Annotated in this window: 16 protein-coding genes and 1 riboswitch; of the genes, 8 read left to right on the forward strand and 8 right to left on the reverse strand. The window is 64.4% G+C overall.

Annotated elements, in window-relative coordinates:
• Positions 1-14: 14 nt before the first annotated feature.
• The 8 genes from mdeB (at position 15) to metF (ending at position 11,315) form a co-directional block, all read left to right on the forward strand.
• A complete protein-coding gene (mdeB, locus tag AC07O2_RS01275; RefSeq protein ID WP_495073928.1) occupies positions 15-2,693 on the forward strand; it encodes an alpha-ketoglutarate dehydrogenase in 2,679 nt (892 codons plus the stop codon).
• 378 nt (positions 2,694-3,071) lie between these two features.
• Entirely contained in the window at positions 3,072-3,902 is an 831-nt protein-coding gene (locus AC07O2_RS01280; protein WP_495073929.1) for a DUF3348 family protein, read from the forward strand.
• Positions 3,899-6,475 carry a DUF802 domain-containing protein gene (locus tag AC07O2_RS01285; protein WP_495073930.1) on the forward strand — a complete coding sequence of 859 codons (2,577 nt, stop codon included), beginning with the start codon at positions 3,899-3,901 and terminating at the stop codon, positions 6,473-6,475. Before AC07O2_RS01280 ends, AC07O2_RS01285 begins: the two co-directional genes overlap by 4 nt.
• Positions 6,472-7,122, forward strand: a complete 651-nt coding sequence (locus AC07O2_RS01290; RefSeq protein ID WP_495073931.1) for an OmpA family protein — start codon at positions 6,472-6,474, stop codon at positions 7,120-7,122. The genes AC07O2_RS01285 and AC07O2_RS01290 overlap by 4 nt, the downstream gene beginning before the upstream one ends.
• Positions 7,119-7,730 carry a DUF2894 domain-containing protein gene (locus AC07O2_RS01295; protein ID WP_495073932.1) on the forward strand — a complete coding sequence of 204 codons (612 nt, stop codon included), beginning with the start codon at positions 7,119-7,121 and terminating at the stop codon, positions 7,728-7,730. The genes AC07O2_RS01290 and AC07O2_RS01295 overlap by 4 nt, the downstream gene beginning before the upstream one ends.
• A gap of 65 nt (positions 7,731-7,795) precedes the next feature.
• Positions 7,796-7,891, forward strand: a riboswitch (S-adenosyl-L-homocysteine riboswitch).
• An 88-nt stretch (positions 7,892-7,979) separates the two neighbouring features.
• Positions 7,980-9,413 carry an adenosylhomocysteinase gene (gene ahcY / locus AC07O2_RS01300; protein ID WP_495073933.1) on the forward strand — a complete coding sequence of 478 codons (1,434 nt, stop codon included), beginning with the start codon at positions 7,980-7,982 and terminating at the stop codon, positions 9,411-9,413.
• 52 nt (positions 9,414-9,465) lie between these two features.
• Positions 9,466-10,470, forward strand: coding sequence for a TlyA family RNA methyltransferase (locus AC07O2_RS01305; protein ID WP_495073934.1), 1,005 nt, complete (start codon positions 9,466-9,468; stop codon positions 10,468-10,470).
• Positions 10,467-11,315: a methylenetetrahydrofolate reductase [NAD(P)H] gene (gene metF / locus AC07O2_RS01310; protein WP_495073935.1), complete on the forward strand. Its 849-nt coding sequence runs from the start codon at positions 10,467-10,469 to the stop codon at positions 11,313-11,315. Before AC07O2_RS01305 ends, metF begins: the two co-directional genes overlap by 4 nt.
• Here metF and AC07O2_RS01315 read toward each other — a convergent pair whose 3' ends face one another.
• The 8 genes from AC07O2_RS01315 to AC07O2_RS01350 all read right to left on the reverse strand — a co-directional run bounded on the left by AC07O2_RS01315 (position 11,316) and on the right by AC07O2_RS01350 (position 19,110).
• A complete protein-coding gene (locus AC07O2_RS01315) occupies positions 11,316-11,681 on the reverse strand; it encodes a hypothetical protein (RefSeq protein WP_495073936.1) in 366 nt (121 codons plus the stop codon).
• 23 nt (positions 11,682-11,704) lie between these two features.
• Complete coding sequence (locus AC07O2_RS01320; RefSeq protein ID WP_495073937.1) at positions 11,705-12,025, reverse strand: DUF6172 family protein; 321 nt, start codon at positions 12,023-12,025, stop codon at positions 11,705-11,707.
• 167 nt (positions 12,026-12,192) lie between these two features.
• Positions 12,193-13,374 carry an acetyl-CoA C-acyltransferase gene (locus AC07O2_RS01325; protein ID WP_495073938.1) on the reverse strand — a complete coding sequence of 394 codons (1,182 nt, stop codon included), beginning with the start codon at positions 13,372-13,374 and terminating at the stop codon, positions 12,193-12,195.
• Positions 13,375-13,420: 46 nt separating this feature from the next.
• Entirely contained in the window at positions 13,421-15,313 is a 1,893-nt protein-coding gene (gene thiC, locus AC07O2_RS01330) for a phosphomethylpyrimidine synthase ThiC (protein WP_495073939.1), read from the reverse strand.
• Positions 15,314-15,552: 239 nt separating this feature from the next.
• Entirely contained in the window at positions 15,553-15,759 is a 207-nt protein-coding gene (locus AC07O2_RS01335) for a hypothetical protein (protein ID WP_495073940.1), read from the reverse strand.
• 263 nt (positions 15,760-16,022) lie between these two features.
• On the reverse strand, positions 16,023-17,846 hold the full coding sequence (gene aceK / locus AC07O2_RS01340) for a bifunctional isocitrate dehydrogenase kinase/phosphatase (RefSeq protein ID WP_495073941.1): 1,824 nt from the start codon (positions 17,844-17,846) through the stop codon (positions 16,023-16,025).
• Positions 17,847-17,882: 36 nt separating this feature from the next.
• Entirely contained in the window at positions 17,883-18,551 is a 669-nt protein-coding gene (gene can / locus AC07O2_RS01345) for a carbonate dehydratase (RefSeq protein WP_495073942.1), read from the reverse strand.
• Positions 18,552-18,645: 94 nt separating this feature from the next.
• Positions 18,646-19,110 (reverse strand): SgcJ/EcaC family oxidoreductase, encoded by a 465-nt coding sequence (locus AC07O2_RS01350; protein WP_495073943.1) that lies wholly within the window; start codon positions 19,108-19,110, stop codon positions 18,646-18,648.
• Between the last annotated feature and the right edge of the window lie 100 nt (positions 19,111-19,210).

Genomic DNA, 19,210 nt, shown 5'->3' on the forward strand with positions numbered 1-19,210 from the left:
TGAGGGCGCGCACCATGGAACAGCAGGACCCGAACGACGCACATGACCCCGAGGAACTGCGCGAGTGGTGCGACGCGCTGGACGGCCTGCTCCAGGCCTGGGGTCCGCAGGCGGGCCGGGCACGGGTCGTGGAGCTGCTGGACGCGCTGCTGGCCCACGCCCGCAGCCGCAAGCTGGCCTGGCGCCCCGAGCCCGTCACGCCCTATCTGAACACCATAGGCGTGGACGAACAGGCGCCGTACCCGGGCGACCTGGCCCTGGAGCGCCGCCTGTCTGCCATCCTGCGCTGGAATGCCCTGGCCATGGTGGTGCGTGCCAACGCAGCCCATGGTGAGCTGGGCGGCCATATCGCCAGCTACGCATCGGCAGCCGATCTGTTCGAGGTGGGCTTTCAGCATTTCTTCCATGCACGCACGCCCAGCCACGGCGGTGACCTGGTGTACTTCCAGCCGCACTCGGCGCCCGGCGTGTATGCGCGCGCCTACCTGGAGGGGCGCTTGCCCGAGAGCGCGCTGCAGCACTACCGGCAAGAGCTGGTAGCCGAGGGCCAAGGCCTGCAGGGCCTGAGCTCCTACCCGCACCCCTACCTGATGCCGGACTTCTGGCAGTTCCCCACCGGCTCCATGGGCATAGGGCCGATCAACGCCATCTACCAGGCGCGCTTCATGCGCTATCTGGCGCACCGCAATTTGCTGGAAACCGCTGGCCGCAAGGTCTGGGGCTTTTTTGGCGATGGCGAGATGGACGAGCCCGAGTCGATCGCCGCGCTGACCCTGGCCGCGCGCGAGAAGCTGGACAACTGCGTCTTCGTCATCAACTGCAATCTGCAGCGCCTGGACGGGCCGGTGCGCGGCAACGGCCGCATCGTGGACGAGCTGGAATCCCTGTTTGCCGGCGCGGGCTGGAACGTGGTGAAGTGCCTCTGGGGCTCGGAATGGGATGCGCTGCTGGCCCATGACCACGGCCATGCCATCACCCAGGCTTTTGCGCAGACGGTAGACGGCGAATTCCAGACCCTCAGTGCCAACGACGGCGCCTTCAACCGCCGCACCTTCTTCAACAAAACACCGGCGCTGCAGGCGCTGGTAGCCCACCTGACCGACGAGCAGATTGACCAGCTGCGCCGTGGCGGCCACGACCCGGTGAAGATCCACGCCGCCTTCGCCAAGGCCGCACAACACCAAGGCCAGCCCACCGTGGTGCTGGCGAAAACCATGAAGGGCTATGGCATGGGCTCCGTGGGCCAGGGGCGCATGACCACGCACCAGCAGAAGAAGCTGGACCGCGACGACCTAATGGCGTTTCGCGAACGCTTCCAGCTGCCGCTGACGGACGCCGAAGTCACCCAGGCCGCGTTCTTCAAACCGGCAGCCGACAGCCCCGAGATGCGCTACCTACAGGCCAGGCGCCAGACCCTGGGCGGCTACCTGCCACAGCGCGAAAGAACCGCGCCGCCCGTGGCCGTGCCCGCGCTGGAGAGCACCGCCGCCTTTGCCCTGCATGCCGACGGCAAGGCCATGAGCACCACCATGGCCTTTGTGCGCCAGCTCGGCGCGCTGCTGAAGGACACGACGCTGGGCCCGCGCGTAGTGCCCATCGTGGCCGACGAGGCGCGCACCTTCGGCATGGCCAATCTGTTTCGCCAGGTCGGCATTTATGCGCCCTTCGGCCAGCTGTACCAGCCCGAAGATGCGGATTCCATGCTGTTCTACAAGGAAGAAGTGTCCGGGCAAATCCTGGAAGAAGGCATCAGCGAGGCGGGCGCCCTGTCTTCCTGGACTGCGGCCGCCACCAGCTACTCCACGCACGGGCTGGCCATGCTACCGTTCTTCATTTACTACAGCATGTTCGGCTTCCAGCGCGTGGGTGACCTGATCTGGGCCGCTGCGGACCAGCGGGCCCGGGGCTTTCTGGTTGGCGCCACCTCGGGCCGCACCACGCTGGGCGGCGAGGGCCTGCAGCATCAGGACGGCAGCAGCCATCTGGTGGCGTCCACCATCCCCAACTGCCGCGCCTACGACCCGGCTTTTGCGGGCGAGCTGGCCGTCATCATCGACCACGGTGCGCGCCAGATGCTGGAAGCCCAGGTGGACGAGTTCTATTACGTCACTGTGACGAACGAAAACGTCGAGAATCCCAGCCTGCCCGCCCAAGCGCATGCCGATGTGCTGCGCGGCATGTACCTGCTGCGCCAGGGCAAGCCTCTGCCGCGCAGGGTGCAGTTGTTCGGCAGCGGCGCCATCATGGGCGAAGTGCTGAAGGCCGCCGAGCTGCTGGAGCGCGAGCACGGCGTGGCAGCCGATGTGTGGAGCGTCACCAGCTACATCGAGCTGGCCCGCGAAGGCCAGGCCCAGGAGCGGCTCTGGCGCCAAGGCGCCAAGCCCATGGTGGATAGCTGGTTTGGCCGCAAGCTGGCGACCAGCAGCGGCCCCATCGTCGCCGCCACCGACTATGTGCGGGCCCTGCCCGAGATGGTGCGCGCCTTTGTGCCCGAGGGCCGCCGGTATGTGACGCTGGGCACGGACGGCTTTGGCCGCAGCGACTCGCGTGCCGCACTGCGTGCGCATTTCGAGGTCAACGCGCAAGCCATCGTCCAGGCCAGCATCCGCGTAGTGCACGAGATCATCTTCAACGAGACCGACAGCAACCGCCGCCGGCATGACGACGACGCCATGTCGATGGCATCCATCTAAGCCCGTTCTAGGTGAATTCTGGTTCGCTACTAAAAAAATAGCTACCTGCGCAGGTATTACCTGCGCCAGAGTGCATTTTCTTTAATATTTTTCTGCTCAGCTCGCGCGGTGGAGCTGCCAGCACATACCGGACCGGGGAAGCGCTCAAAGTGCACCCGGTACAATCCGCGCCCAGCCAAGGCCATTTGGAAACAGCACGCTGCTGCCGAATGCATGCCCGGGCTACAAGCGCTACGCGCAAGGTGTTTTCACCATGGGGCTGCGGCGAGTCCGCCGTGCCCACGCCCACTGGCCCATCGCTATGGGAATGGGCAGGTGCCCCCATACAGCCACATTGAGCCCCATTGCCGCTACCTCCTGGGTGCAAAGGAATCTTTTTTGCGCACGAACTTCAGCAGTTCCAAACTTGTTCGCCTGCTTGGTGACCCGGCCTCCGTCGGCAAGGCGGGCGCCAGCGTGGACTCTGCCGAGCAACTGAGCGTGCTGCTGGGCGTGTTCGACGCCGTGACGCTGCGCGGCGCGCTGCAAGCCATCCAGACCACGCGTGCGGCCGCCCAGCCCGCCAGCAAGCCCGTCCAGGTAGGCCGCAGCGTGGATGTCGCCGCACAGGTGCAGCAGGTACGCCAGGTCCTGGTCCACGCCATCACCACCAAGCCGGTGACGGTGGCCGATGCGGGTGCCAGCCGGCGGCGGGGCCGCAATCCCGAGCCCTTGCCTCTGCCGGTACCAGCCGCGCCCGAAGAAGCGGTGGCCGACTACGCGGTATTTCGCCAGCGCCATCTGGACCTGCAGCGCCAGATGGATTTGATGCTGCCGCCCCTGCGCGTAAATGTGCGCGAGGCGATTGCAACGGTGTCGCCCACCTTGCGGCAACTGGCCGCGCTGGACGCCGTATGGGAACAAATGCTGACAGTACGCGAGCAGAAGTTGCTGGCCACCATCCCAACACTGCTGAAGCACCGGTTTGAACAATTGCGCACGGACCCGTCGCAGCCATCCGTCGGCCTGGCGCCCGCCCTGTGGCGCCAACCCGGCGGATGGCTGGACCGGTTTGACAAGGAACAGCAGGCCGTCATGTTGGCCGAGCTGGACCTGCGCCTGGAGCCCGTCATGGGCCTGGTAGAGGCATTCCAGCGGGAAACCGCGCTTGAGCGTGCGCCCACGGTGGCGCCGCGCAGGAATATTGAAAAAGTTGAGAACGCAGTATGAATAGGTTTGTTTTCGCCACCGTCTTCGCCATCGGTCTGCTGGGCGTAGCCTGGGTGGGCTATGGGTTTGTGGGCACGAGCGCGTTGGCGCTGGCCGTCACCGCGGTGATCGCCGGGGTGTACTTGCTGGGGGCGCTGGAGCTGCGACGCTTCAGGGCCGACACGGCATCGCTGGCAACCGCGCTGGCCGAGCTGGCGCAGCCGCCCGCTGACTTGCCCACCTGGCTGGAGCGGGTGCCAGCACTATTGCGCAACCCCGTGCGCATGCGTGTCGAGGGCGAGCGCAGCGCCCTGCCTGGCCTGGCGTTGACACCTTATCTGGTGGGCTTGCTGGTGATGCTGGGCATGCTGGGCACCTTCCTGGGCATGGTGGTGACCTTCAAGGGCGCGGTGTTTGCGCTGGAGGGCTCCACCGATCTGCATGCCATCCGCTCCGCCTTGGCTGCGCCCATCAAGGGCCTGGGCCTGTCGTTTGGCACCTCGGTCGCCGGGGTGGCGGCGTCGGCCGTCTTGGGGCTGCTGTCGGCCATGGCCCGGCGCGAGCGGCTGGACGTGGTGCGTCTGCTGGATGCACGCATTGCTACCACCTTACGGCCCTTCTCCATGGCGCAACAGCGCCATGACGCTTTCAAGGCCGTGCAAATCCAGGCCCATGCGCTACCCGAGGTAGCCGCGCGCCTGCAGGCCATGATGGACGGCATGGAGCGCCGCAGCCAGCAGTTGAGCGAGCAGTTGCAGGGCCAGCAGGCGCAGTTCCACCGCGAGGTGTCGGGGGCCTATGGCGAATTAGCCCGCTCCGTCAGCGCATCGCTGCAGGCCAGCCTGACCGCTGCGGCACGCGCGGCAGGCGACAGCATCCAACCGGTGGTCCAGGCGGCGATGGCCGAGATGGCGCAGGAATCCACGCGGCTGCACCAACGCGTCTTTGACGCCACGCAAAGCCAGCTGCATGGCCTGGCCCAGAGCTGGGACGCTGCGGCCGTGCGCACATCCGAGGGTTGGGCCGCCGCGCAACACAACCATGTGCGCAGCAGCGAAGCCCAGGCGGCGCGATTCGATGCGGCGCTGCAGGGTTTTGCAGAGACGTTTGAACAGCGCTCCAGCACGCTGCTGGGCTCTGTGCAGGCGGCTGCAGTCCAGTCCCGCGAGCAGCAGGCGGTGGCGGACCAGCTGCATCTGCAGGGCTGGACGCAGGCATTGCAGTCCACCACCCATACACTGCAGAGCGAATGGCGCGCCATGGGCGAACAGGCGCTGGCCCAGCAACAGGCCGTGTGCCAAACGCTGGAGAAGACCGCTGGCGCGATGGTGGAGCACACCAGCCAACGCGCCGAAACGACCCTGACGCAGGTGGCCGATTTGGTAGCACGGTCTGAAGCTTTGTTGGCCGCGCATACCGCCGCAGAAGCCCGCTGGACACAGGACCAGAGCGAGCGCCTGGCGCAATTGGCCAAGCTCTCGCACACCGCGCTGCAAGGCTTTGCCGACACTTTCGAACAACGCTCCAACACGCTGCTGGCTTCGGTGCAAGCGGCGGCAGCCCAGTCCCGCGAGGAGCAAACGGCGGCCGATCAGCTGCACCTGCAGGGCTGGACACAGGCATTGCAGTCCACCACCCACACGCTGCAGGGCGAATGGCGCGCCATGGGCGAGCAGGCGCTGGCCCAGCAACAGGCGGTATGCCAAACGCTGGAGAAGACCGCCGGCGAAATAGTGGTACACACCAGCCAACGCGCCGAAACAACCCTGGCACAGGTGGCGGATCTGGTGGACCGGTCTGAAGCTTTACTGGCCAGCCATACCGAGGCAGAAGGCCGCTGGACGCAGCAACAGGGCGAGCGCCTGGACCAATTGGCCAGCCTCTGGCGCACCGAGCTGGCAGCCCTGCGCGCCGAAGAATCCACCCGTGGCCAGGCCGCAGTGGACCGGCTGGCGCAATTGCAGACCGCCGTAGTAACCCATTTGGCGAACTTGGGTACGGCCCTTGAAGAGCCCATGGCCCGGCTGATGGCCACGGCGGCCGAGGCGCCCCAAGCTGCAGCGGAAGTGATTGCCCAGCTGCGCCAGCAAATGGCCGGATTCAGCGAACGCGACAACCAGGCTTTTGCAGAACGCACCCAGCTGGTGGCGCAACTCGACACGCTGCTACAGACACTGAACCAGGCTGCTGGCGACCAGCGCACCGCCATCGAGTCGCTGGTGGCATCCGCTGCCAGCGTGCTGGACTCTGCGGGCGGCCAGTTTGCCCAAACGGTGGAGGCGCACACCAGCCAGACCGCACAGGTGGCGGCGCAGGTCACCGGCAGTGCCGTGGAATTGGCCAGCTTGGGCGAAGCCTTTGGCCATGGTGTGCAGCTGTTCAGCGCGTCGAATGAAAAACTGGCGGACAGCCTGCAGCGTGTGGAGGGCGCCATCCAGCAGTCGGCAACGCGTAGCGACGAACAACTGGCCTACTACGTGGCCCAGGCGCGCGAGGTGATTGACCTCAGCATCGCCGCGCAGCAGACGGTGGTGGAAGACATGCGCCGCCTGCGCAGCGCGCAGCCCGCCCTGGCGGAAGGGGTTGCGGGATGACCGGCGCGGAAGACTGGGACGACGGAGTCGAACAGACCGCGCCCGTCTGGGCGGTGTTTGGCGACCTGATGTCGGGCTTGCTGGGAGCCTTTGTGCTGGTGCTGGTCGGCGTGCTGGTGGTGCAGATGGACCTGGTGACTAATCTGCAAGCCGAGGTGGCCAAGCGCCAGAGCGAAGAGCAGCGCCGCATGGCCCTGGAAAAGGCCCTGGCCGTGCCCTTGGCCACAGGCCGCGTGACCTTGAACAACGGCCGCATCGGCATCAGTGGCAACGTGCTGTTCCCGGTGAACTCGGACCAGTTGCGTCCCGAAGGGCGGCAATTGCTGAAGAGCCTGGTGCCACCGCTGCAGGTCTACCTGGGTGCGCGGGACGACATGCTGATGGTCAGCGGCTTTACCGACAACCAGCCCATCATCGACCGCAACCAGCATTTCACCGACAACCTGGAGCTGTCGGCCCAGCGGGCACTCACGGTGTCGCGCGCGCTGATCGAATCCGGCATGCCCTCATCACGGGTGTTTGCGGCCGCGTTTGGTGCCGAGCAACCCGTGGCGTCGAACGACGACGATAAAGGCCGTGCGCAAAACCGCCGGGTGGAAATGGCACCAGTGCCCCGCTCAACAGCCGAGAAGCCGCCGGCACCATGATGCCGCCAGAGGCTTTCGATGCAGCGGCGGCGTTGGCGTCCTTACGCAGCGCAGGTGCGCAGCACTGGGACCCCGTGCGCTTTCGCTACCTGGAAGCCCTGCAAAACCGTGTGGAGTCTGCGCCCGAGCCCGTGCGGCGCATCGTGGAGGGCAAGCTGCAAGCAGGGCTGACGGCCTATACCGAACGTGGCGGGCGTAGGCCACTGGCAAGCGGCTCCGAATCCCCTCCCCCGCCCACCTCTCCGCTAGCTGCGCTGAACGCCTACATCCGCACCGCCACGCAGCCCCATACCGAGGTGAGCGGGCCGCCCACTGGCTGGGGCGGCCGGCCCGAGCTGAAGAGCGTGCAAGGCTTCCGGGAAGTCTGGTCCAAGTTTGCGGTGGTGGACCAGGTGGAGCAGTCGCTCAAGCGGGGCCCGGAAAACGCGGGGCCCTTGAACTCCCACATGCTGGTGCTGCGCTCCCTGGCCACGATGCGCGAGCTGTCGCCCGAGTACCTGCGCAGATTTTTGTCACATGCCGAAACCCTGCTGTGGCTGGACCAGGAAAGCCAGCGCCTCAGCGCCCCGCAGGCGCGGTCGGTGCGCACCAGCAAGCGGAAGAAATAAAGGCCGTACGCGTCCGGTTACACGACTTTCATGCGTGGCGCAGCGGCTTCTCCTTATAATGGCCGGATTCCGAGGAGCGCTGCAACCCCCGGCCTGGCCACCCCAGGCTCCGGTGTGAGGCTCGGAATCCATCCATTTAGTGATAACCGCGCTCACCCACTGCCTGCTAGGCTGAAATTCGGGTGAGTCCCGGTTCAACGTCTGCGCAGTGGCCCTACCAACATGTACCAACCTGTTTTGGAGCCCACCATGAACGCAGTTCTCAAACCAATTTCTACCGCCGACCAAGCCATTGCCGACCTGAGCCTTGCCGCCTGGGGCCAGCGCGAAATCCGCATCGCTGAAACTGAAATGCCCGGCCTGATGGCCATCCGCGAAGAGTTCGCCGCAGCCCAGCCGCTGAAGGGCGCGCGCATCACCGGTTCCTTGCACATGACGATCCAGACCGCCGTGCTGATCGAAACCCTGCAAGCCCTGGGCGCCCAAGTGCGTTGGGCTTCGTGCAACATCTTCTCGACCCAAGACCACGCCGCTGCTGCGATTGCCGCCGCCGGCACGCCGGTCTTCGCCATCAAGGGCGAGTCGCTGAAAGACTACTGGGACTACACCCACAGCATCTTCGACTTCGGCGCCAAGGGCACGCCCGGTGAAGGCCCGAACATGATTCTGGACGACGGCGGCGACGCCACGCTGCTGATGCACCTAGGCCAACGCGCCGAGAAGGACATCAGCGTGGTCGGCAACCCCACCAGCGAAGAAGAAACCCTGCTGTTCGCCGCCATCAAGGCCAAGCTGGCCGTGGACCCCACCTGGTACACCCGCAAGTCGGCTGAGATCATCGGCGTGACCGAAGAAACCACCACCGGCGTGCACCGCCTGAACGAAATGTCGGCCAAGGGCACGCTGCTGTTCCGCGCCATCAACGTGAACGACTCGGTGACCAAGAGCAAGTTTGACAATCTCTACGGCTGCCGCGAATCCCTGGTGGACGGCATCAAGCGCGCCACCGACGTGATGATCGCTGGCAAGGTGGCTTGCGTGGCCGGCTACGGCGACGTGGGCAAGGGCTCAGCCCAGGCGCTGCGCGCGCTGTCGGCCCAGGTCTGGGTGACCGAGATCGACCCGATCAACGCGCTGCAGGCCGCCATGGAAGGCTACCGCGTGGTGACCATGGACTACGCCTGCGAACACGCCGACATCTTCGTCACCACCACCGGCAACAAGAGCGTCATCACCCACGCCCACATGCTGAAGATGAAGGACCAGGCCATCGTCTGCAACATCGGCCACTTCGACAACGAAATCGAAGTTGCCGCACTGGAGCAGTACAAGTGGGAAGAAATCAAACCCCAGGTGGACCATATCCAGTTCCCTGACGGCAAGAAGATCATCCTGCTGGCCAAGGGCCGCCTGGTGAACCTGGGCTGCGGCACCGGCCACCCAAGCTTCGTGATGTCGGCCAGTTTCGCGAATCAGACCATCGCCCAGATCGAACTGTTCACCAAGAAGGACGCCTACCAGCCCGGCAAGGTGTACGTACTGCCCAAGCACCTGGACGAGAAGGTCGCCCGCCTGCACCTGAAGAAGGTCGGCGCCATGCTGACCGAACTGACCGACGAGCAGGCCGCCTATATCGGCGTCAGCAAGAACGGCCCGTACAAAGCCGAAACCTACCGCTACTAAAGCGTCCGCTCCCCCGCTCCCCGGGGGAGTTCTTACCCCCTTACGGAGCCCCATGCGCGCTGACCAATTACTCGTAGAACGCGGCATGGCCGCATCCCGCTCGCAGGCCGTGCGCCTGATCGCCGGAGGCATGCGCTGGTTTGACGGCATCAAATGGCGTGATGTCGCCAAGAACAAGGACGACATCCCAGAAGACGCCCAGCTGGAACTGCTGGACGCTGCAGAGGCACGCTATGTCTCGCGCGGCGGGCTCAAGCTCGAAGCCGCGCTGAAGCATGTCGGCCTGGACGCCAGCGGCCTGAAAGTGTTCGACGTGGGCCAGTCCACCGGCGGCTTTACCGACTGCCTGCTGCAAGCCGGCGCGGCGCAAGTCACCGGGGTGGACGTAGGCCATGGCCAGCTGCACCAGAAGCTGCGCGAGGACAAGCGGGTGCTGTGTGTGGAGGGGCTGAACGCCCGCTCGCTCACGCCCGAGTCCCTGCAGGACGCTTGCGAGCATGTCTTGTCCGAGCATTGGGAACCCGCAGCCGTGACCGACCCCGAGCCCGTCTCGCCCTACAGCTGGATGAACGGCAACGGCGAAGTCACCGACTACGACGACAGCGACGATGCGGACGACGCCGAGGTGGAAGCCCATATGGCACAGGCCACCGGCAAGGTGAATGCCCGCGCCCTGGACGCCGAACCCGAAGTTGCGGCGCCCACCAAGCACCGCCGCAAGGCCGGCCTGGACGGGCTGGATACCGAGCCCGAGTTCGACCTGGTCACGGGCGATGTGTCCTTCATCTCGCTGACGCTGATACTGCCAGCCCTGGTGCCACTACTCAAGCCCGACAGCCATTTGCTGATGCTGGTCAAGCCGCAGTTCGAGCTGCAGCCCGGCCAGGTCGGCAAGGGTGGCATCGTGCGCGACGAATCCATGTACGCCGTGGTGGAAGCGCGCCTGCGCGATTGCTGCGCCGAGCTCGACCTGGACGTGCTGGACTGGTTTGACAGCGCCGTCGCCGGTGGCGATGGCAACCGTGAATTCTTCATTTTTGCAAAGAGAGCCCCATGAGCCTCGCATCCAATTTCCCTATCAGTCTCGAATTCTTCCCGCCCAAAACGGACGAAGGCGCGGCCAAGCTGCGCATCGTGCGCCAGGCGCTGTACGCGCTGAAACCCGAGTTCTGCTCGGTCACCTTTGGCGCCGGCGGCTCGACCCAGGAGGGTACGTTTGCCACCGTGGCCGAGATCCTGGCCGAAGGCGTGCCGGCGGCCAGCCATTTCTCCTGCGTGGGCGCGACCAAAGCCACCGTGCGGGCCCAGTTGGCCACGCTGCAAGCCATGGGCGTGAAACGTCTGGTGGCCTTGCGCGGCGACCTGCCCAGCGGCTACGGTGCGGGCGGTGAATTCCAGTACGCCAGCGACCTGGTGGCCTTCATCCGCGCCGAGACCGGCGACGCCTTCCAGATCGAGGTGGCCTGCTACCCCGAAATCCACCCGCAAGCCAAGTCGGCCGACGCCGACCTGAACGCCTTCGCCATCAAGGTGCATGCGGGCGCCAACTCGGCCATAACGCAGTATTTCTACAACGCCGACGCCTACTTCCGCCTGCTGGAAGACGCGCGCAAGCTGGGTGTGACGGTGCCTGTGGTGCCCGGCATCATGCCGATCTCCAGCTCCAACCAGCTGATGCGCTTCAGCGATGCCTGCGGTGCGGAGATCCCGCGCTGGATACGCCTGCGTCTGCAGGGCTTTGGCGACGATACCGCCAGCATCAAGTCCTTTGGCCTGGATGTGGTGACCGAGCTGTGCGAACGCCTGGTGGCCGGTGGCGCCCCCAGCCTGCACTTCTACGCCATGAACCAGAGCGCAGCCACGCTGGAAATCTGCAAGCGCCTGGGCCGCCTGGCGGCCTGATCAGTCCGGTAAAAAGCGCTGCCGAAAGGCATCGCAAAACTGCGCGCTGCCGGTCAGCGACAGGGTCACCGTGCAACGCGGTGGCCCGGCAGGCGCCAGCCGGGCGCTGAACTGGTGGGTCTGCTCGTCGTAGTCCAGCGCTTCGGAAGCGGCCCATTCCTGCTGGCCGTGCACATGAAAATCCCACTCACCACCCTCGTCCAACGGGGCGCGCAGGCCGGGGAAGGCCGTAAAAGCCCAGTCCAGCACCTGGGCCATCTCCTGGCGCACGGCGGCCACCTGCGCCGGCTGGGTGGAGGCCATGGCCTCGAAGCTGCCGTAGCCTTGCGTGTCTTCGCTGTAATCGAAGTCCAGGTAGTTCAGCATGTTCAGCTAAGGCGTAGCGGGTTTCAGTCTTCCGCGTCGTCGCTATCGTCTTGGCGTGCAGGCTTGGCGGCGCGCACGCCGTTCTTGGCCACCAGCTCGATGTAGAACGAGGCGGCGCCGCTGGCGGCAATTTCGTCTATCAGCTTGGTGATGGCGGCGTAATGCGCCACGACGGCGGTGTCCGCGCTGCTGCCAAATTTGCAGTCCCAGTCCCAGTAGTCCACGCCGGCAGGCAAGGGCTTGCGCAGTTGGCGCTGCATGTATTTGCGGATTTCGTGCTTGGTGGCGTCCAGCACGCGGTCACGGTGCTTGCCTTCGATATTCAGTTGGAATGTTTTTTTCACAGATGCCTTTGAGACGCCGAAACCACCCTGGTTGGGAGCTAAACGGCAGGCGTTCGATTATGGGGCTTGGCGATTGCTATTGTTTTGATAGCATATGGCGCAACTTTTATCTGCGCCAGAGCCACTTTTCATCAAAAATTCAAACTTGGCCGCCGCAGCCTCTGCTTTCATAGCAACTCAATCGCCATGGCTACCGCCTCACCACCGCCTATGCACAGGGTAGCCACGCCTCGGCGCAGGCCGTGCTGGCGCAGCGCGTACAGCAGCGTGACCAGGATGCGCGCGCCGCTGGCACCGATCGGGTGGCCCAGCGCGCAGGCGCCGCCGTGCAGGTTGACGCGGCCGTGCTCCATGCCCAGCTCGGCCATCAGCGCCATGGGCACCACGGCAAAGGCTTCGTTCACCTCCCACAGGTCCACATCCGCCACGCGCCAGCCTATCTTGTCCAGCAGCTTCTGTACCGCGCCCACCGGGGCCGTGCTGAACCAGGCCGACGCTTGTGCGTGGCTGGCGTGGCCGACGATGCGCGCCAGCGGCGGCGTGGGCCATTGGGCGGCAGTCGAGGCGCGGGCCAGCACCAGGGCGGCGGCGCCGTCGCTGACGGAGCTGCTGCTGGCCGCGGTGATGCTACCGTCGGGCTTGAATGCGGGCCTCAGCGTGGGAATCTTGTCCAGGCGGATGCGGCCTGGCGCCTCGTCCACTTGAACCTCCACACCACGCACCGCCACTGGCGTGATCTCGTCCGCAAACGCACCGGACGCAATGGAGACCTGGGCACGCTGCACGCTGGTGGTGGCGAACGCATCCTGCGCCGCGCGGCTGAAGCCGTAATGGGCCGCGCAGTCCTCGCCAAAGCTGCCCATGGAGCGGCCCGGCTCGTAGGCATCTTCCAGCCCGTCGAGCATCATGTGGTCCAGCACCCGGCCATGGCCTATGCGGATGCCGCTACGTCCCTGGGGCAGCAGGTGGGGCGCGTTGCTCATGCTCTCCATGCCACCGGCCACCACCAGGTCCAGGCTGCGCGCACGCAGCATGTCGTGCGCCAGCATGGCCGCGAACAGGCCGGAGCCGCACATCTTGGACAAGGTGACAGCCCCCGCGCTTTGCGGCAGCCCGCCCTTGAAGCCCGCCTGCCGGGCAGGCGCCTGGCCCTGCCCGGCCATCAGACAGTTGCCGAAAACGACCTGGTCGATGCGCGCAGGATCCACGCCGGCGCGGGCCACCGCCGCCTGAATGGCGGCGCCCCCCAGGTCATGCGCGGCCAGCGGCGCCAGGCTGCCCTGGAATGCGCCCATGGGCGTACGGGCCGCGCCCAGGATGACGATGGGGTCCATTGCGGTAAGGGTCATGGTGGCGCTCCTTGGCGTACAAGTTAGCGCCCCACTCTACTCTTGCCTAGGCCTGCTGGATGGGAATCACACCATTCACGGGAACGTAGATCTCCCCGCCACCATTCTTGAACTCTTCCGACTTGTCCTGCATGCCTTGCAGCGCGGCCTCTTCCTCGCTCACGCCCAGGTTCTTGGCGTATTCGCGCACCTCCTGGGTGATCTTCATCGAGCAGAATTTCGGGCCGCACATCGAGCAGAAATGCGCCACCTTGGCAGAGTCCTTGGGCAGGGTTTCGTCGTGGAATTTCTTGGCGGTTTCCGGGTCCAGCGACAGGTTGAACTGGTCCATCCAGCGGAACTCGAAGCGCGCCTTGGACAACGCGTCGTCGCGGTAGCGCGCACCGGGGTGGCCCTTGGCCACGTCGGCGGCGTGGGCGGCGATCTTGTAGGTGATGATGCCGGTCTTCACGTCGTCGCGGTCGGGCAGGCCCAGATGCTCCTTGGGCGTGACGTAGCACAACATGGCGGTGCCGAACCAGCCGATCATGGCCGCGCCGATGCCGCTGGTGATGTGGTCATAGCCGGGCGCGATATCGGTGGTCAGCGGGCCCAGGGTGTAGAACGGCGCTTCGTGGCAGTGCTTAAGCTGCTCGGTCATATTGGCCTGTACCATGTGCATGGGCACGTGGCCCGGGCCTTCGATCATCACCTGCACGTCTTGCTCCCAGGCCTTCTGCGTCAACTCGCCCAGGGTGCGCAGCTCGGCAAACTGGGCTTCGTCGTTGGCATCGGCACCAGATCCAGGGCGCAGGCCGTCACCCAGCGAGTAGCTGACGTCGTAGGCCTTCAGTATCTCGGTCATCTCATCGAAGTGGGTGTAAATGAAATTCTCTTTGTGGTGGGCGATGCACCACTTGGCCATGATGGAGCCGCCGCGCGAGACGATGCCGGTCATGCGGTTGGCCGTGAGGTGGATGAAGGGCAGGCGCACGCCGGCGTGCACGGTGAAGTAGTCCACGCCCTGTTCGGCCTGCTCGATCAAGGTGTCGCGGAAGATTTCCCAGGTCAGGTCTTCGGCAATGCCGCCCACCTTTTCCAGTGCCTGGTAGATCGGCACGGTGCCAATGGGCACAGGCGAGTTGCGGATGATCCAGTCACGCGTGGTGTGAATGTTCTTGCCGGTGGACAGGTCCATCACCGTGTCAGCGCCCCAGCGGATCGCCCAGACCAGCTTTTCGACTTCTTCCTCGATGCTGGAGGTGACGGCCGAGTTGCCGATATTGGCGTTGATCTTCACCAGGAAGTTGCGGCCTATGGCCATGGGCTCGACTTCGGGGTGGTTGATGTTCAGCGGAATCACCGCGCGGCCACGGGCCACTTCGGAACGTACGAACTCGGGCGTCACCACCTTGGGGATGCTGGCGCCGAAGCTGTTGCCAGCCAGGCGCTGGTCGCGCTCGGCGTTCGCCGCGTACTGCTCCATCCATTCGAGCTTCTGGTTCTCACGCAGGGCGACGAATTCCATCTCGGGGGTGATGATGCCTTTGCGCGCGTAATGCATTTGCGACACGTTGGCTCCAGCCTTGGCGCGGCGCGGCGTGCGCTGCAGGCCGGCGGCCTGGGCGCGCAGCAGCTGCAGGGCGTCATGTTCCTCACTCTGGCGGCCATCGTCCAACGCCTTGCGGATGCGTGCGGCATAGGTTTCGGTATCAAGGCGCGACTCGATCCAGCCCGCGCGCAGAGCTTGCAGGCCGGCACGCACATCGATCTGGGCCTGCGGGTCGGTATAGGGGCCGGAGGTGTCGTACACCGCCACCGTTTCGCCGTTGCTTTGCAGAATCTCACGTACCGGTACACGCAGGTCGGGGCGGCTGCCCTGGATGTAACGCTTGGTGGAGGCTGGCAGGGGGTCGCAGGCGTAGTTAAGTAGCTGGACGAATTTATCGGGCGCGTTCATGGTGGGTTCTCCTTTGGAAGTGGGACCCGAAAGCGCAGCCAGACCGCGCAAACTCCCAAGGAGATGCCCCGCATCGTGGCAGAGGGGGCGTGTAGACGGAGCGCACCCGAAAATTACGGATAGAACGCTGTCGTCAAGCTCTTCTTACGCTGGTATGAACCAGATCAAGTTCGCGGGTTTGGATTCCATCTCAGCGCAGCTAACTGCACACCCCGGGCAGCGCGGAGTGTACGACAAAGTTAAGGTCGGTCTAGTTGAGCGCGCCACTGCTGCAGCGACACTGCTTCGCCAGATAACGGGTCTTGAACCAGCATGTGCTTGCTACTCCTACCCTTGGCCAGGGTCTCCACGTAGAACACGTTCCACAGCTCCAGGCGCTCGGGACGGTTGGCGAAAACCGAGACGCTCCAATAGCAACGGCCTTGCAGACGGACTTGGTGGTCCATAGACTCGCCATAAGCAACCGGAAAGCTGTGGCTACGAGACCAGAGCACCAGCTCGGGCAAACGCCGTACCGCATTTAGAGAACGAGCATAGTCGACGGAATCCAAAGCTGGGGCATCACAGGCAGCTGGTACAGACGAAGGCGGCGCATGTTTAGCAGTGGCCGAAGTTGCAGATACCGCGCGACCAGTAACAGCCAGGCAGGACAAGGCGATCAAACAGGCAGTAAGGGTATGCATGACCGAGAGTTTAGCCACGCGCCCTTTTAGGTAGTAGAACTGGGCGCCGGAGGCACCGAGGGCAAACAAAACCGCTTGTCCTGTTCATACGGAAACACGTCGTGCACATGGCCGGCCTGGATGCGCTCCTTGTGGGACTGCCAGAAGCCGGCGTCCAGCAGGTCCGCGTGGTGCTTCATGAAGACTTCACGCACAGCGGGGTTGCCCAGCAGAAACGGGGCAAAGGTCTCGGGGAACACATCCTTGGGGCCCACGCTGTACCAGACCTCACCGCTCATCTCGTCTTCCTCGTTGCGCGGCTCGGGCACTTTACGGAAGTTGCAGTCGGTCAGGTATTCGATCTCATCGTAGTCGTAGAACACCACCTTGCCGTGGCGCGTCACGCCAAAATTTTTCCACAACATATCGCCCGGAAAAATGTTGGCGGCCACCAGGTCCTTGATGGCGTTGCCATACTCAATCACCACGCGCTCGATCTGCGCACGCGCACGTGGGTCGTTCGGCCCTTGGTCAAACGCCTCCTGCAGATAGATGTTCAGCGGGATCATGCGGCGCTCGATGTAGACGTGCTTGAGGATGACCTCCAGCTGGCCGTCGCCATCCCGGTCTCTGATCTCCATCTGGCTGGGGGCGAACTTCTCGATTTCTGCGATCAGATCGTCCGAGAAGCGGTCGCGCGGAAAGGCCACTCCGCTGTATTCCAGCGTGTCGGCCATGCGGCCCACGCGATCATGGTGCTTCACCAACTGGTACTTGGCCTGGATCTGCTCGCGGCTGGTGTCCTTCTGCGGCGGGTAGTAGTCCTTGATGAGCTTGAACACATAGGGGAACGAGGGCAAATCGAACACCAGCATCACCATGCCCTTGATGCCGGGCGCGATGCGGAACTGGTCGCTGGAGTGGCGCTGGTGCTGCAGCAGGTCGCGGTAGAACAGGGTCTTGCCCTGCTTGGCCAGGCCCAGCGCGTTGTAGATTTCATTGCGCGGCTTGCGCGGCATCATGCTGCGCAAGAACTGCACATAGGCGCTGGGGATTTCCATCTCCACCATGAAGTAGGCGCGTGCGAAGCTGAACAGGCGCAGCATGTCGTCCTCACCGAACAGCGCGGCATCTATCACCAGTTTGCCCTGCGCATTGTGCAGAATGGGCAAGGCAAACGGCAGCGCGTTGAAGCCGTTGATCACCTTGCCGCACACATATGCACCCTTGTTGCGGAAGAACAGGCCCGACAGCACCTGGAACTGGAAGTTGGCGCGCAGCGTGAACTCGCCCAGGTGCTGCAGCAGCGCCGCCAGCACATGGCCGGTGTCGCGTGCCAGGTCGTCGAACGGGCGGCGCAGCTCAAAGTCCTGCACCATGCGCTGCAGCACCTCGCCCATGGTGTCACGCGACGGGTAGTAGGCACGCCAGGTGGGGCGCTTTTCCGCCGGGTCGTTTTCGATGTATTCGGTGCTGACCGCAGGGCGTACGAAGATGAAGCCGTTATGGAAGTAGCTGCGGTGCAGTATCTTGGTGGTGACCGAATTGAAGAAGGTCTCGGCCAGCTCGGGCTGGTGGTGGTCTACCAGCAGGCCTATGTAATGCAGCTTGACCTGCGGCCACACTTCCTGGCCCTGCTCGCCCGCCTGGAACTCGCGCTCCAGCCGGGTGCTGCATTCGCGCACGCGCAGGTCGTAGAACTCGATGCGCTCGCGCTGGCCCCGCTGCTGGGCACGCCAGTCGGCCGTTTCAAACCGGTGCTTGGCCCGCGCCGACTCGGTGCGGAACAGGCGGTAGTGCCGGTTGAAGCCATCCATGATGGCCTTGGCGATACGGTGAGCGAGTGGCGAGTCCAGCCGTTGCGGAAACATGGATTGCTATCGATTAAATAGCTACAAGTGCAGGTATTACTTGCGCTCCGTCAGGAAAACGTGGTCCACGGCAGCGCGGTAGGCGGCCTCCAGCTCGTCCACACCACCCACGCTGATGTGCAGGTTTTGCAGCAGGCCGTCGTGGATGCCATACACCCATCCGTGCACCACCACTTTTTGCCCACGGCCCCAGGCGTCCAGCATAACGGTGGACTGGCATACATTCACCACCTGCTCGATGGCATTGAGTTCTACCAGCGCGTCATGGCGGTGTGGCTCGGGAATCGTGTCCAGCAGGCCGCGATGGCGGTCGCGCACGTCCTGGATGTGGCGCAACCAGTTGTCGGCCAGGCCCACGCGCAGGCCGGACAACGCCGCCGCAACGCCAGAGCAACCGTAATGTCCCACCACGGTGATGTGCTCCACCTTGATCACGTCCACCGCGAACTGCACGGTGGACAAGGCGTTCAGATCGGAATGCACGACCACATTGGCCACGTTGCGGTGCACGAACACCTCGCCCGGTGCCAGGCCCATGATTTCGTTCGCCGGTACGCGGCTGTCGGAGCAGCCGATCCACATGTACTTGGGCTTTTGCTGGGCCTTCAGTCCCGTGAAAAATCCGGGGCGCTGACGCTCCATTTGCTCGGCCCAGGCACGGTTGTTGGCGAAGATGTCGGGGATATCAGGGGTAGTCTTGGTCATACCCGCATTTTGCCGTGTGTTGGTTACAGCCCAGGCACAGGGGCGGCCGGACGGCCGGCGCGCCCGTCTGCCCCGGGGTCGCCGGCCCTGCTTATCAACCCTTCTTTTCAGGCATTGCGGACGAATGGTGGTTGGCGATCAGCCACTGGCCGTTGGTGTACTCGTACACATAGGTGTAGCGGGCATGTACCTTGCCACCGTCCTTGAAGGTAAAGGTGTAGGTGCCCACGTCCTGCGCCACATTGCAGCCTATCTTGATGAAGCGCTTGTCGATCGCCCCTTGCGGCTGGCTCTTCAAGAACTTGACGAAGTAGTCCTGGATGTCGGCCGGCGTGCTGCGCGGCTCGTTGGTCACCGTGGGCAGCAGTACGCCATCGGGTGCGTAGTTGGCCGTAACCTTGGCCGGGTCCAACGTTTTCAGCGAATCGTTCCAGCGGTCGAACAGGCTGGCCACTTCTTTTTCACTGATGGTCTGGCAGGTCTGGGCACTGGCGGCGCCAGCAGCCAGCAGCGAGGCCAGGGCCACAACAGGAATCAGACGGTTGGAAACGGTAGACATATTTGCACTCTTTCAAAGGTTGGCCCTCGCTACAGCAGCGGGGGGAAAATCCTGCAGCGGAATCCATCTGCTGCAGTGCAACCAGTGTCTGGCGCGGGCA

It is taken from the genome of Rhodoferax sp. GW821-FHT10B06 (assembly GCF_059415605.1).